Annotated in this window: 13 protein-coding genes; 4 read left to right on the forward strand and 9 right to left on the reverse strand. The window is 72.5% G+C overall.

What is annotated here, in order from left to right; all coding sequences use genetic code 11:
• Positions 1-22 precede the first annotated feature (22 nt).
• Positions 23-1,066, forward strand: coding sequence for an alcohol dehydrogenase catalytic domain-containing protein (locus tag H7K62_RS02855; RefSeq protein ID WP_186716081.1), 1,044 nt, complete (start codon positions 23-25; stop codon positions 1,064-1,066).
• A gap of 90 nt (positions 1,067-1,156) precedes the next feature.
• On the opposite strand, the gene H7K62_RS02860 is transcribed toward H7K62_RS02855, so the two are convergent.
• The 7 genes from H7K62_RS02860 to H7K62_RS02890 all read right to left on the reverse strand — a co-directional run bounded on the left by H7K62_RS02860 (position 1,157) and on the right by H7K62_RS02890 (position 8,669).
• Positions 1,157-1,918 carry an SDR family oxidoreductase gene (locus H7K62_RS02860; RefSeq protein WP_186716083.1) on the reverse strand — a complete coding sequence of 254 codons (762 nt, stop codon included), beginning with the start codon at positions 1,916-1,918 and terminating at the stop codon, positions 1,157-1,159.
• Positions 1,915-2,787 (reverse strand): 3-hydroxy-5-phosphonooxypentane-2,4-dione thiolase, encoded by an 873-nt coding sequence (lsrF, locus tag H7K62_RS02865; protein ID WP_186716085.1) that lies wholly within the window; start codon positions 2,785-2,787, stop codon positions 1,915-1,917. The genes H7K62_RS02860 and lsrF overlap by 4 nt, the downstream gene beginning before the upstream one ends.
• A 195-nt stretch (positions 2,788-2,982) precedes the next feature.
• Positions 2,983-4,116, reverse strand: coding sequence for a substrate-binding domain-containing protein (locus H7K62_RS02870; protein WP_186716086.1), 1,134 nt, complete (start codon positions 4,114-4,116; stop codon positions 2,983-2,985).
• A 102-nt stretch (positions 4,117-4,218) separates the two neighbouring features.
• Positions 4,219-5,454 carry an ABC transporter permease subunit gene (locus H7K62_RS02875; RefSeq protein ID WP_370591598.1) on the reverse strand — a complete coding sequence of 412 codons (1,236 nt, stop codon included), beginning with the start codon at positions 5,452-5,454 and terminating at the stop codon, positions 4,219-4,221.
• A 95-nt stretch (positions 5,455-5,549) separates the two neighbouring features.
• Positions 5,550-7,121 carry an ATP-binding cassette domain-containing protein gene (locus H7K62_RS02880; protein WP_186716090.1) on the reverse strand — a complete coding sequence of 524 codons (1,572 nt, stop codon included), beginning with the start codon at positions 7,119-7,121 and terminating at the stop codon, positions 5,550-5,552.
• 112 nt (positions 7,122-7,233) lie between these two features.
• Positions 7,234-7,599, reverse strand: coding sequence for a helix-turn-helix domain-containing protein (locus H7K62_RS02885; protein WP_186716092.1), 366 nt, complete (start codon positions 7,597-7,599; stop codon positions 7,234-7,236).
• Positions 7,596-8,669 carry a zinc-binding dehydrogenase gene (locus tag H7K62_RS02890; RefSeq protein WP_186716549.1) on the reverse strand — a complete coding sequence of 358 codons (1,074 nt, stop codon included), beginning with the start codon at positions 8,667-8,669 and terminating at the stop codon, positions 7,596-7,598. Before H7K62_RS02890 ends, H7K62_RS02885 begins: the two co-directional genes overlap by 4 nt.
• Before the next feature lie 181 nt (positions 8,670-8,850).
• On the opposite strand from H7K62_RS02890, the gene H7K62_RS02895 reads away from it, so the two are divergent.
• Positions 8,851-9,786, forward strand: a complete 936-nt coding sequence (locus H7K62_RS02895; protein ID WP_186716101.1) for a sugar-binding transcriptional regulator — start codon at positions 8,851-8,853, stop codon at positions 9,784-9,786.
• Positions 9,783-10,502, forward strand: a complete 720-nt coding sequence (locus H7K62_RS02900; protein WP_222436908.1) for an HAD family hydrolase — start codon at positions 9,783-9,785, stop codon at positions 10,500-10,502. Before H7K62_RS02895 ends, H7K62_RS02900 begins: the two co-directional genes overlap by 4 nt.
• Here H7K62_RS02900 and H7K62_RS02905 read toward each other — a convergent pair.
• On the reverse strand, positions 10,435-11,091 hold the full coding sequence (locus H7K62_RS02905; protein WP_186716103.1) for a helix-turn-helix domain-containing protein: 657 nt from the start codon (positions 11,089-11,091) through the stop codon (positions 10,435-10,437). The genes H7K62_RS02900 and H7K62_RS02905 overlap by 68 nt on opposite strands.
• 7 nt (positions 11,092-11,098) lie before the next feature.
• Positions 11,099-11,257: a hypothetical protein gene (locus H7K62_RS02910; protein WP_186716106.1), complete on the reverse strand. Its 159-nt coding sequence runs from the start codon at positions 11,255-11,257 to the stop codon at positions 11,099-11,101.
• Between the two features lie 160 nt (positions 11,258-11,417).
• Between H7K62_RS02910 and H7K62_RS02915 the strand changes: the two genes are divergently transcribed.
• On the forward strand, positions 11,418-12,887 hold the full coding sequence (locus tag H7K62_RS02915) for a purine-cytosine permease family protein (protein WP_186716109.1): 1,470 nt from the start codon (positions 11,418-11,420) through the stop codon (positions 12,885-12,887).
• The last annotated feature ends 36 nt before the right edge of the window (positions 12,888-12,923 follow it).

Raw genomic sequence — 12,923 nt, forward strand, 5'->3', positions numbered from 1 at the left:
GCACCACCAGAAGGGAACCGGCATGAGAGCCGCCGTCTACGAGGGCTCGGGCCAGGTCGCCGTGCGCGACGTCGAGCTGCCCGTCCCGGGCGAGGGGGAGGTGCTCGTGCGCGTGGCCTCCAACACCATCTGCGGGACGGACCTCCGCATCGCCTCCGGCGCCAAGTCGAAGGGCGTGCGGGTGCCCGTCGTCCTCGGGCACGAGTCCGCGGGCGTGGTGGAGCGCGTCGGGCGCGGTGTGGACCGCGTGCGGGTGGGCGACCACGTGGGAGTGGCGCCGTCGGTGGTGTGCGGGACGTGCGACATGTGCCGCCGCGGTGCCGCCAACCTCTGCCGGACGGCCCAGGTGCTGGGGCACGACCTCGACGGCGGCCTCGCCGAGCACATGCTCGTCTCGGCCCGGGCGGTGGCGGGGGGCAACCTCGTGGTCGCCGCCCCCGAGGTCCCGTTCGAGCAGGTCTCCCTCGCCGAGCCGCTCTCGTGCGTCCTGCACGCCCAGAGGCTGTACCGCGTGGACGTGGACGACGTCGTCCTCGTGGTGGGCGGCGGGGCGATCGGCTTGATGCACGCCCAGCTGGCCCGCGTCGCGGGTGCCCGCACGGTGGTGGTCAGCGAGCCCGTGGCCTCCCGCAGGGCCCTGGCCACCCGGCTGGGCGTCGACGTGGTGGTGGACCCCGTCCACGAGGACCTGCCGGCGATCATGGCCGACCTCACCGACGGGGTCGGGGCGGACGTGGTGGTCCTGTGCATCGGGGTCCCCGCCCTGGTCGACCAGGCCCTGGCCGGGGCCCGCCACCGGGGTCGGGTGAACTTCTTCGCGGGGTTCCCCAAGGACCGCCTGTCCGAGGTCGACCCGAACCGCATCCACTACGGGGAGCTGACCGTGACCGGGAGCTCCAACTCCACGGTGGACGACCACCGCGCCGCCGTCCGCCTCGTGGAGCGCGGCCGGGTGGACGTCGGGTCGCTGGTCACGCACTCCTTCGGCCTCGACGAGATCGACCAGGCGCTGGTCGCGGCCGCCTCCCCCGAGGCCGTGAAGGTGGTCGTGCGTCCCGGCTCCTGAGGCCCCGGCGCTCTACCGGACGCGCGGAAGGGCCGGTGGGCTCCCGTCGGGAGCCCACCGGCCCTTCCGCGCGTCCGCCTCGGGCGGGCGTCAGATGACGCGGATGTTGCCCCCGTCGACCGGCACCTGCGCGCCGGTGGTGCGGGCGAACCGGTCGCTGAGCAGCGCGAGCACGGCGTCGCTGACGTCGCTGAGGCGCACGTCCACGCCGAGGAGGGTGTTGCGCTTGTACTGCTCGACGCTCATCCCGTAGCGCTTGGCGCTGGACGCCAGCGCCTCGTCGGTCCACAGGCCGGTGTTGAAGACGGCGTCGGGGTGGACGATGTTGACGCGGATGCCCCGGGGTGCCAGCTCCAGGGCCGCCACCCGGCCCAGCTGGGTCAGGCCGGCCTTGGCGGCCGAGTAGGCGGCGGCGCCCGGACCGGGCGCGGCGACGTTGCGCGAGCCGATGATGACGATCGAGCCGGGCCCGTCGCCCATGGCCGCGAGGACCTCCTTGAGCACCACCAGGTGGCTGGTGAGGTTCACCTCCAGGCTGCGCCGGAAGGTCTCCACCTCCAGGTCGACGATGTGCTGGCCGGCGGTGAAGATCCCCGCGTTGGACACCAGCAGGTCCACGCGTCCCACGGACGCGCGGAACGCCTCGACGGCGTCGTGCACCGCCCCCGCGTCCGTGACGTCGGTCCGCACACCGGTCCACCGGGGGTCCGCTGACGCCGTCGCGACGCCCTCGGCGAGGTCGAGCCCCAGCACCCGGGCGCCCTCGGCCATGAGCGCCTCGGAGACGGCCAGCCCGATGCCCCCGGCGGCGCCCGTGACCACGGCCGCGCGGCCGTCGAAGGTGCCGCTCACGCGACGCCGTCGCGGTACAGGGCGTAGGCGTCCTCGACGGACGCGCCCTCGTGCACGATGGCCGAGACGGCCTGGATCATGGCTGCGGGCTTGTCGCTCTGGAAGATGTTGCGGCCCATGTCCACGCCGAGGGCGCCCTCGGCGACGCAGTTCGCCGTCATCTGCAGGGCCTCGAGCTCGGGGAGCTTCTTGCCGCCCGCCACCACGATCGGCACGGGGCAGGAGGCGACGACGGAGCCGAAGCCCTCGGCCACGTAGTAGCACTTGACGATCTGCGCGCCCAGCTCGGCCATCATGCGCGTGGCCAGGCGGAAGTAGCGGGCGTCGCGGACCATGTCCTTGCCCACCGCGACCACGGCCATGACCGGGATGCCCACCTGGTGGCCCTGGTCGACCAGGGTGGTGAGGTTCTTGATGGACTGCGTCTCGTTCTCGCTGCCGATGAACACCTGCACCGCCAGCGCGGACGCGTTGAGGCGCACGGCGTCCTCGATGCTCATCGCGAGCCGCTCGTCCGAGAGCTCGCGCAGCACGCTGGGGCCGCCGCTGGCGCGCACCACCACGGGCTTGTCGGTGGCCGGGGTGACGGTGCTGCGGATGGCCCCGCGCGTGGCCATGAGGGCGTCGGCGTGCGGCAGCAGCGGCGGGATGGCCAGGTCGAGGCGCTCCAGGCCGGTGGTGGGGCCCTGGAAGTAGCCGTGGTCGACGGCGAGCATCACGGTGCGACCGCTGCTGGGCCGGAAGATCCGCGAGAGCCGGTTCTTCATGCCCCAGTCCAGCGAGGCGGCGCCCTTGAGGAAGAAGCCCTGGTCCTGGACGGGGACGTCCTCGAAGTAGTTCTTCGTGGGGGTCGAGTCTGCTTCCGGCATGGTCTCTCCTTGGGAGGATGTTCACGTCTGTGGGAATGCGTTCACAGCATAGCGCTGCGGAGGCCCCCTCCGCGCCGTGCGCGAGGGGGCTGAGGGCGGGCTGCGAGCGAGATGCGAGCGGGCTCGGGCAGCAGGACGGGGGGCCGCAGCTCGCGCTGCGACCCCCCGCTCGCCGACGGGCGCCAGGGGCGCCGGTCAGCCCTGGCCGGTGGCGATGGGGCCGCGGACCGGGTCCTTGCCGTACACCTCGGCGAGGTTGGCCGAGGTCACGAGCGTGGGGTCGAGGAAGTCCGTGGGGATCTTCGTGACGCCGTTGTCGGACTCGCCGTTGGTGACGCTCACCTTCTGCCCCGCGGCGAGCTGCTTGACGATCTCCACCGAGGCGTCCACCTGCGACAGGGTCGGCTTGTCGATGGTGCTGTACTGCACGCCGTCCTTGATGAGCTTGATGCTCTCGGGGTCGGAGTCCTGGCCGGTCATCGGCGGCACGGGCTTGCCGGCGTTGGTGATCGAGGTGATCAGCGCGCGGGCGATCGTGTCGTTGGGCGACAGGACACCGTCGAGGGTGGCGCCGGAGTAGTTGGCGGTGAGGATGGAGTCCATCCGGTTCTGCGCCGTCTTGGGGTCCCAGCCCTGGGTGGCGGCCTGCTGGAAGCTGACCTGGCCCGAGGGCACCTTGAGCGTGCCGTCGTCGATCTTGGGCTGCAGGACCTTCATCGCGCCCTCGAAGAAGATGCGGGCGTTGTTGTCGTCCGGGGAGCCCGCGAACAGCTCGACGTTGTAGGGAGCCGGGTGGCCGGCCTTGGCCTCGAGGCCCTGCAGCAGGCTCTGGCCCTGCAGCTCGCCCACCTTGTCGGGCTGGAACGTCACGAGGTAGTTCACGTCGGCCGAGTTGGTGATCATGCGGTCGTAGGAGATGACGGGGATGCCCGCCGCCTTCGCCTGCGCCAGCTGCGAGCCGAGCTGGGAGCCGTCGATCGGGCCGATGATCAGCGCCTTGGCGCCGCGGGTGATGAGCGCGGAGATCTGGCTCTGCTGCTCGGCGACGCCGCTGTTGGCGAACTGGACCTGGCTCTCGAAGCCGGCCGCCTTGAGCTTCTCGGGGAAGAGGCGCTGGGCGTCCTCCCAGTTCTGGCTGGTCTTCTGCGGCAGGGAGACGCCGATGAGGCTTCCTGCGGCGAAGCCGCCGGCGGCCGCGCCGGCGCCGCTGCCGCTGCCGGTGGCGGTGGCGTCGGTGCCGGCCCGCTGGCTGCAGCCGGACACGGACAGGGCGAGGCCGACGGCGCCGACGGCGCCGAGGGTCAGGAACTTGCGGCGAGCGATGTTCATCATCGGAAGGCTGCCAATCTGTTCGGTGGGACGGGGGTGGGCAGCACCGAGCCACCCGACGGACGACGTCCGGCGGACCGGTGTGTTCAGGAGGGGCTGGGGTCAGCTCCGGGTGGAGGACAGCGGCGGCTCGGCGGCGGGCTGCTGGGCCGGCGGCGGTCCGTCCTGGCCGGTGCGGGGGTCGCGGCGCAGCCCCCGCATGACGAGCCCGATGATCGACGGCTTGCCCTGGCTCTTGTTGTAGACGTCCAGGGCCACCGCCAGCAGCAGCACCAGGCCCTTGATGACCTGGGTGATGTCGGCCTGCACCCCGAGCAGCTGCAGGCCGTTGTTGAGGACGGCGATGACCAGGCCCCCGATGACGGAGGCGACCACGGTGCCGATGCCGCCCGAGACGGCGGCACCGCCGATGAAGACGGCCGCGATGGCGTCGAGCTCCCACCCGACGCCGTCGGCGGGCCCGGAGGAGGTGGAGCGGCCGATGAAGACGACCGCCGCCACGCCGGCGAGGAAGCCCATGTTGGTCATCACGAAGAAGTTGACCCGGCGCACGTTGACGCCGGTGAGCACCGCTGCGGCGCGGTTGCCGCCGACGGCGTAGATGTGCCGGCCGAGCGGGGTCTTGGCGGCGACGAAGGCGTACACCACCACGAGGAGCAGCAGGACGATGCCGGCGATCGGGAACGAGCGGCCCACCGGCGCGGAGGCGAAGAGGTAGGTCGCGACCAGGATCGCCGCACCGAGCAGCACCAGCTTGGCGATGACCGCGCCGACGGGGCCCGCGGGGGCGCCCAGGCGCAGGGCGTTGCGCCGCTTGCGCAGCTCCACGAAGACCAGCAGCGCCAGGCCCAGCAGGCCCAGCAGCACGGTGAGGTTGTTGAAGCCCGTGTTCGGGCCCACCTCGGGCAGCGACGCCGTGCCGAAGTAGATGATCTGCTGCGGGACGGGGATGGTGGTCGACTGCCCGAGCACCTGGTTCAGCCCTCGGAAGAGGAGCATGCCCGCGAGCGTGACGATGAACGCCGGGATCCCGACCACGGCGACCCAGAACCCCTGCCAGGCCCCGACGAGGATCGCGACCGCCAGCCCCAGCAGGATCGCGAGGTACGGCGGCACGCCGCCGTCCTGGATGAGCTTGGCGACGACGACGCCCACGAAGGCGGCCACGGAGCCGACGGACAGGTCGATGTGACCGGCGATGATCACCAGGACCATGCCCACGGCCAGGATGAGCACGTAGGCGTTGCCCTGGATGATGTTGATGATGTTGCCGGGGGTCAGGGCGACGCCCGTCTGCACCTGGAAGAACAGCAGGAGCAGCACCAGGGCGATCACCATGCCGAACTGGCGCAGGTTGCTGCTGACCAGCTCCCCGATCTGCCGGGCCCGGCTCGGGGCGCCTCCTGAGGTGCGCGCTGCGCTGGTGGACGTGCTCATCGGACGGCCTTCCGCTCCAGGGTCATGAGCCTGAGCAGGCTCTCTTGGTCCGCTTCGTCGCGGTCGAGGACGCCGGAGATGCGCCCCTCGTTGATGGTGTAGATCCGGTCGGACAGACCGAGGAGCTCGGGGAGCTCGGAGGAGATGAGGATGACCCCTCGTCCCGAGGCGGCGATCTTCTGGATCACCCCGTAGATCTCGTACTTCGCGCCGACGTCGATCCCGCGCGTGGGCTCGTCCAGGATCAGCAGCTCCGGGGTGGTGAAGAGCCACTTGGCCAGCACGACCTTCTGCTGGTTGCCGCCGGACAGCTGCCGGACCCCCTGCAGGACGCTGGTCGACTTGGTGCGGAGCTCCTTGCGGTACCCCTCCGCGGCGACGAAGGACCTGCTGTCGTCGATGACGCCACCGCGGGAGACCTTCTTGAGCGCCGCCGAGATGGTCGTCTCGCCGATCGAGTCGAGCAGGTTGAGCCCGAGGGTCTTGCGGTCCTCGGAGACGTAGGCCATGCCCGCGTCGATGGCCTGCTTGACGTTCTTCGGGGCGATCTCGCGGCCGTCCAGCGTGATGGTCCCGGAGACCCACTGGCCGTACGAGCGGCCGAAGAGGCTGCGGGCCAGCTCGGTGCGCCCCGCGCCGACCAGACCGGCGAAGCCGACGATCTCGCCCCGCCGGACGAAGAAGCTCTCGTCGTCGCAGACCAGCCGCTCGGGGACCTCGGGGTGGCGGACGGTCCAGTTCTTGACCTCGAAGTACGTCTCCCCGATCGAGGGCGTGTACTCGGGGAAGCGGTGGTCGAGGGTGCGGCCGACCATCGCGCGGATGATGCGGTCCTCGTTGATGCCCTCGACGCGGACGTCGATGGTCTCGATGGTCTGGCCGTCGCGGATGATCGTGACGGCGTCGGCCACGCGCTCGATCTCGTTGAGCTTGTGGGAGATGATGATGCAGGTCAGACCCCGCTCGCGGAACTGCAGGATGAGGTCCAGCAGGTGCTGGGAGTCGCTCTCGTTGAGGGCCGCGGTGGGCTCGTCGAGGATGAGCAGCTTGGCGTTCTTGTGGAGCGCCTTGGCGATCTCCACCAGCTGCTGCTTGCCGACCCCGAGGTTCTTGATCGGGGTCGAGGGGTCCTCGCGCAGGCCCACCTGGTCGAGCAGGCGCACGGCCGTCGCGTAGGCCTCGTTCCAGTCGATCACACCGCGCCGGGTCCGCTCGCTGCCGAGGAAGAGGTTCTCCATCACCGACAGCTCGGGGATCATCGCGAGCTCCTGGTGGATGATCGCGATGCCGGCCTGCTCGCTGTGCTTGATGTCGGGGAACCGGCACTCCTGCCCGTCGAGGAAGATCTGCCCCTCGAACGTGCCGTGCGGCTCCACGGCCGACAGGACCTTCATCAGCGTGGACTTGCCGGCCCCGTTCTCGCCGCAGATGGCGTGGATGTCACCCCGCCGCACCGTGAGCGAGACGTCCTTGAGCGCGGTGACGCCGGCGTAGCGCTTGATGATGTGCCGCATCTCGAGCAGGGGCGGCGCTGACGCCTCTTCCTGCGCGGCAGGACGTGATGCCATCGTCGGCACTCCCATCGTCATTGATGCACATCCGTGCAAGCGCGTGCACGGATGTTGCAGGTTAACACCAGGTGGGCGCGACTCGGAGGAGCCGCGGGTAACGATCTGCCTGTCAGTGGCCGCGGTGGGCGGTGCGGTGCCGCGCCGGCGGGGCGCCGGTCTCCCGCACGAAGCGGCTGCGGAAGCTGGAGGAGGTGCCCATGCCGCACACCCGCGCGATCGAGCGCGGCTCCAGGTCGGTCTGCTCCAGCAGGTCCTTGGCCCGCTCGAGCCGCGCCAGGGTCAGCCAGCGGAACGGCGGCAGACCGGTCTCGTCGCGCCACCGGCGCGCCAGGGTCTGCGGGTGCAGGCGCGCGTGGGAGGCGAGGTCGGCGACGGAGAGGGGCGAGTCCAGGTTCTCCAGCGCCCAGTCGCGCGTGCGCTGCAGGCCCGACCCCCCGCGGGTCCCCGCTCTGGTGGCCGTGCGGGCGGCCGTCACGCCGGGCCACCGGGCAGCAGCGACACCTTCACGGACCGCGTCCCCGCACCCACGAGGTCCAGGCCCTCCTGGAACCGCGAGAGCGGCAGCTGGTGGGTGCAGATGTCGTCCAGGGGCAGCACCCCGGACTCGATCATCTGGACGGCCTTGGGCCAGGTGTGCGGGCCGAGGTGCGCGCCTCGCACGTCGAGCTCCTTGTCGTCGCTGATGATCGACCAGTCGGCGCTCGCCTCGGAGCCGAAGACGCCGTACTCCACGTAGGTCCCCATCTTGCGCAGCAGGTTCAGGCCCTGCTTGACCGCCGCCGGGTGGCCCGTGCCCTCCAGGTAGACGTCGGCGCCGAAGCCGCCGGTGAGGTCCCGCACGGCGGCGTAGATGTCGTCCTGGGTGATGTCGAGGACCGTGTCGGCTCCCGAGCGCCGGGCGAGGTCCAGCTTGGAGGCCACCGCATCCAGGGCCACCACGTGGGCGGCGCCCTTCGCCTTGGCGCCAGCGATCATGCCCAGGCCGATCGGTCCGCAGCCGGCGACCACCACGACGTCCTCGAACTGGATGTCGGCGCGCTCCACCGCGTGCAGGGAGCACGACAGCGGCTCCACGAAGGCCGCGTGCGCCGGGGGGAGGTCCTTGGAGATCTTGTGCACGAGCGCCTCGGGCGGGAACACCATGTACTCCGCCATCGCCCCGGGGGTGCGCCGCTTGAAGCCGTAGAGGTCGTGCACCGCGCACATGTGGTAGGCCCCGCGCAGGCAGTAGCGGCACTTCCAGCAGGGCACGATCTGCTCGGAGGTGACCCGGTCACCCACCGCCACGCCCCAGCGCGCGGCGGCCTCGTCGTCGACGTCCTCGACGACCCCGACGAACTCGTGCCCGGGGACGACCTCGGTCTCGGCCCACGCCGGGCGGCTCTCGTCACCCCAGAACTTCGCGGCCCCGTGGTAGCACTTCAGGTCGCTCGCGCAGATGCCGACCGCCTCGACGCGCACCAGCGCTCCACCGGCGGGCAGCTCGGGCCGAGCGACCTCCTCCAGGCGGTAGTCCTCCGGCCCGTGGCACACCACGGCCTGCATCGTCTGCCCCACGGCGACCCCCTCGTCGGGCCCGGCTCCTCCGGACCACGACGAGGAAACTAGGTGGGCCGTGAATGAACGTCCAGCGTGAATTATTCATCGTGACCTCATCGTGACCTCAAGCCCTCCCCGGTCGAGCATGATGAGCACCCGTGGACGACGTGGGAGGGGGACTGACCGCATGAGCGCACAGCCGAGCCAGGCGCGCGGTCCCGGAGAGCTGCTGCACGCCGCGGCGGTGCTCTACTTCGAGCAGGACGCCACCCAGGCCGAGGTCGCCGCCCGGCTGGGGATCAGCCAGGCCACCGTCAGCCGGCTCGTCTCCGAGGCCAAGCGCCGCGGCATGGTGCAGATCAAGGTGCTCCCGCCCGCCCCCGACGAGGGGTCGCTGGGCGAGGAGGTCGCCGCTCGGCTCGGGCTCCAGCGCGTCTACGTCTTCGCCGACACCGCCCCCGAGGTGCTCGGCGCCAGCATGGGTCCGGCGCTGGGATCGGCACTGCTCGACGCGGAGCTGGCCGCGGGGGACGTCGTCCTGATCTCCTCGGGGAAGATGTGCTACGCGGCCGCGCACTGCGACCTGCCCGCCCTGCACGGCGTGGTGGTAGCCCCCACCGTGGGCGGCTTCGCCGAGCCGGAGGCGTGGTACCAGACCAGCGAGATCACCCGGGAGTTCGCCGCGCGCGTCGACGGGCGGCCGGCCTTCCTCTACGCCCCGGCCGTGCCCAGCCCCTGGCTGCGCCAGAGCCTCCTGCAGGACCCGGCCGCCTCCCGCGTCGTCGGGCTGTGGGACCAGGCCCGGTGCGCCGTGCTGGGCGTGGGGGCGCCGCCCACCTCGCCGAGGTCCCTGCCCCACTACGCCCGGGCGCACGTGAGGAGCCTCGCGGGTGCCGTGGGGGACGTCTGCTCGCGCTTCTACGACGCGGACGGCCAGGAGGTCGCCTTCCCGGGCAGCGAGTCGATGCTGTCCACCCCCCTGGAGACGCTGCGCCGGGTGCCCGTCACCATCGCCGTGGCGCGCGGCCAGGAGAAGCTGCTCGGCATCCGGGCGGGCGCGGCCGCGGGCTTCTTCAACCGCCTGGTCACGGACACCTCCACGGCAGAGCTGCTGCTGCGGTGACGGAGGCTGCTGGCGCGACCCGGCTGCGACCGGTCGGCGCCGTCCTGTTCGACATGGACGGCACGCTCGTGGACTCGCGCGCGGCGGTCGAGCGCGCCTGGGCGACCTGGGCCCGCGAGCACGGCGCCGACGTCGACCAGGCGGTGCGCTGCGCGCACGGCGGGTCCGCCGAGGACCTGGTCCGGCTCCTCCTGCCCGGCCTGACCGACCGCGAGGTCGACGCCGGCGCGGCCCGCCAGCTGGAGCTCCAGTACGACGACGTGGCCGACGTGGTCGCCGCGCGCGGGGCCCGGGAGGTGGTCGAGCTCGTCGAGGAGCTGGCCCTGCCGTGGGCCGTGGTGACCAACGCCGACCTGCGGCTCGCGCAGGTCCGGCTGCGCGCGGCAGGGGTGCGCGCCCCGGTGCTGGTCACCGTCGAGGACGTCCCGGCCGGCAAGCCCGACCCGGCGGGCTACCGGCTCGCCGCCTCCCGGCTCGGGGTGCCCACCTCGGCCTGCCTGGTCGTGGAGGACTCCGCGGCGGGCGCCAGCGCTGGGCGGGCCGCCGGCGCCCAGGTCGCCGGCGTGGGCGGCCTCGAGGCCGACGTCACCGTCGCCGACCTGGTGGAGCTGGGCGCCCTGGTGCGTTCCGCGGCCGCCCGCGGGGACGTCATCCGGGCCGGGGGTGGCGCCGCTGGCGCAGGTCGACCGGAGAGCCGCTGGCGCTCCGGGTCGTGAGCATCCCCGGGGTGATGACCCACAGCACCCGGGCGCCGTCGGGGCCCGCGGTGAACGTGTGGCGCTCACCGGGGTCGAAGGTCAGCACGTCCCCGGCGCCCAGCCGCACCGGCCCCCCGGAGTCGGGGAACCGCAGCTCCAGGCTCCCCTCGAGCACCAGGGCCACCTCGACGTCGGCGGGCAGGGCGTACGGCTCGTCACCACCGCCGCCGTCGGCGTCGATGTCGCTGAGGATGACCGCCAGACGCGCCTCCCCCCGCGGCGTGAGGAGGTGCTCGCGCAGCCCCGTGCCGCCGAAGTCGAGGGGCGGGTAGTCACCGGCCCGCAGCACCTCGCCGGGTGCGGCGGGCTCGAACAGGGTGCCCGGGGCCACGTCCAGGGCCTCGCAGAGCCGCACCAGCACGGCCACCGACGCCCCGACCTGGCCGCGCTCCAGCTTGGACAGGTAGCCCTTGGTGACCCCGGCGGTGCGCGCGACCTCCTCGAGGCTGAGCCGCCGGGCGCTGCGCGCGGCCCGCAGCCGCGGCCCGACGGCGGCTGCGGTCCCGGAGGGGTCCTCCGCGCGGGCGCCGTGGACGGGTCCGCTCACCGCGGCCTCACGCCACACCGGCGAGCGGGTGCGGCGAGAGGTGCTCGTGGACGAAGAAGACGGCGTCGTCGGCGGAGCTGGCGGAGCAGGCGTCCACGAGGCGGTCGGCCGCGGCGACGAGCGCGGCCGGGGGCGGCGCACCTCCCGCGGTGGTCGATGACGGCACCGATGACCTCCCCGTCGAGCCGGCTGGGGCCATGACTCTCGCCGACCGCGGAGCGACTTGGCAACCCCGGGTCGGATCTGGGAAACCAGGGTTGACGGCGCTGCGCACCGGCGGGAGGGTGACCCCACTCACGGCGCCACCCGACCACGCAGGAGCGACCATGGCACCAGCCAGCCCCACGCCCGAGGCCAGCTCGCCGGCCGCCCCCCGGACGCCCCTGGTCGAGGCCCGGTCCCTCGACTGGGTCCCCACCTCCGAGCGCCACGGCCGCGTGCGCGCGCAGGGGCCCTTCTGGTTCCTCGGCAACTTCCAGCCCTTCACCGTCGCGATCGGCCTGGTCGGGCCGACCGTGGGCCTGTCACTGGGCTGGACCGCCGTGGCCGGCATCGCGGGGATCCTCTTCGGCACGCTCTTCATGGCCTTCCACGCCACGCAGGGCGCGCAGCTGGGCCTGCCCCAGATGATCCAGTCGCGGGCCCAGTTCGGGTACCGCGGGGTGCTCGTCCCCCTCGTCGGCTCCCTCATCACCTTCGTCGCCTTCAACATCGTCGACACGGTCATCATCGGCGAGGGCCTGCAGGGGCTGTTCGGCTGGGACACCGTGGTGGTCGGCGTCGTCATCGGCGCTGTCGCGACCGCACTGGCGATCTTCGGCCACGACTGGCTGCACCTCGCCTTCACGGTGCTGTTCTGGGTGTCGCTGCCGTTCTGGGTGGTCCTGACGATCGGCGTCGTCACCGGGGCGGCCGGGGGCGCGGCGCCGACCGCCCCCGGGGGCTTCAGCGGCACCGGCTTCCTGATCATGTTCACGGTCTCGGCGAGCTACAACATCACCTACGCGCCCTACGTCTCGGACTACTCGCGCTACCTGCCCGAGGACACGGCGCCCTGGAAGATCATCGCCAGCGTGTTCTGGGGCGCCAGCGCCTCCCCGGCCTGGCTCATCCCGCTGGGCGCGTGGTTCGCCACCAACCTCGGGGTGACCGACGCCCTCGGCGGGATCCACGACGCCGGGAACGCGGTGGTGCCCCACCTGGGCACCGCCCTGACGGTGCTGTCGGTGCTCGCGCTGGTGGCCACCATGGGCCTGAACGCCTACAGCGGCATGCTCTCCCTCGTCACCGGCATCGACTCGATCCGCCCGGTGCCGCGCACCCGCACGGTGCGCGTGGTCGCCATCCTCGTGCTGGCGGTCGTGTGGACCGTCGCCGGCGTGGCCCTCACCGACGCCAGCGCCGCCGTCAACACCGCGCTGCTGCTCATGATCTACCTGCTCGCGCCGTGGACGGCGGTCAACCTGGTCGACTACTTCGTGGTCCGCCGGGGCCACTACGCCATCGCCGACCTCTTCACCCCCGACGGCGTCTACGGGCGCTGGGGCTGGCGGGGCCTGGTGGCCTACGGCGTCGGCGTCCTGTGCGAGCTGCCCTTCATCAACGTGGCGGACTTCGCGACCGGCCCGGTCGCGAACGCCCTCGGCGGGGTGGACCTGGCACCCGTCGTCGGCCTGGTCGTCCCGGCCGTCGTCTACCTCATCGCCTGCCGGGGCCTGGACGCCCGCGGGGAGGCCCGGGCCATCGAGCGCAGCGGCTCGGTGCTCGCCGCCGCCTCCCGGGAGGCCCAGCCGTGAGCACCGCCAGGGCCGCGGTGCTCCGGCCCGGAGGCG

The organism is Quadrisphaera sp. RL12-1S (assembly GCF_014270065.1).
Lineage (GTDB): Bacteria > Actinomycetota > Actinomycetes > Actinomycetales > Quadrisphaeraceae > Quadrisphaera.

Excerpts from the sequence above, each read along its gene's own strand:
- H7K62_RS02855 (WP_186716081.1), top strand. The coding sequence starts at position 23 with ATGAGAGCCGCCGTCTACGAGGGCTCGGGCCAGGTCGCCGTGCGCGAC.
- lsrF (WP_186716085.1), bottom strand. The coding sequence starts at position 2,787 with ATGCCGGAAGCAGACTCGACCCCCACGAAGAACTACTTCGAGGACGTC.
- H7K62_RS02870 (WP_186716086.1), bottom strand. The coding sequence starts at position 4,116 with ATGAACATCGCTCGCCGCAAGTTCCTGACCCTCGGCGCCGTCGGCGCC.
- H7K62_RS02875 (WP_370591598.1), bottom strand. The coding sequence starts at position 5,454 with ATGGTGATCGCCCTGGTGCTGCTCCTGCTGTTCTTCCAGGTGCAGACG.
- H7K62_RS02880 (WP_186716090.1), bottom strand. The coding sequence starts at position 7,121 with ATGGCATCACGTCCTGCCGCGCAGGAAGAGGCGTCAGCGCCGCCCCTG.
- H7K62_RS02890 (WP_186716549.1), bottom strand. The coding sequence starts at position 8,669 with ATGCAGGCCGTGGTGTGCCACGGGCCGGAGGACTACCGCCTGGAGGAG.
- H7K62_RS02895 (WP_186716101.1), top strand. The coding sequence starts at position 8,851 with ATGAGCGCACAGCCGAGCCAGGCGCGCGGTCCCGGAGAGCTGCTGCAC.
- H7K62_RS02915 (WP_186716109.1), top strand. The coding sequence starts at position 11,418 with ATGGCACCAGCCAGCCCCACGCCCGAGGCCAGCTCGCCGGCCGCCCCC.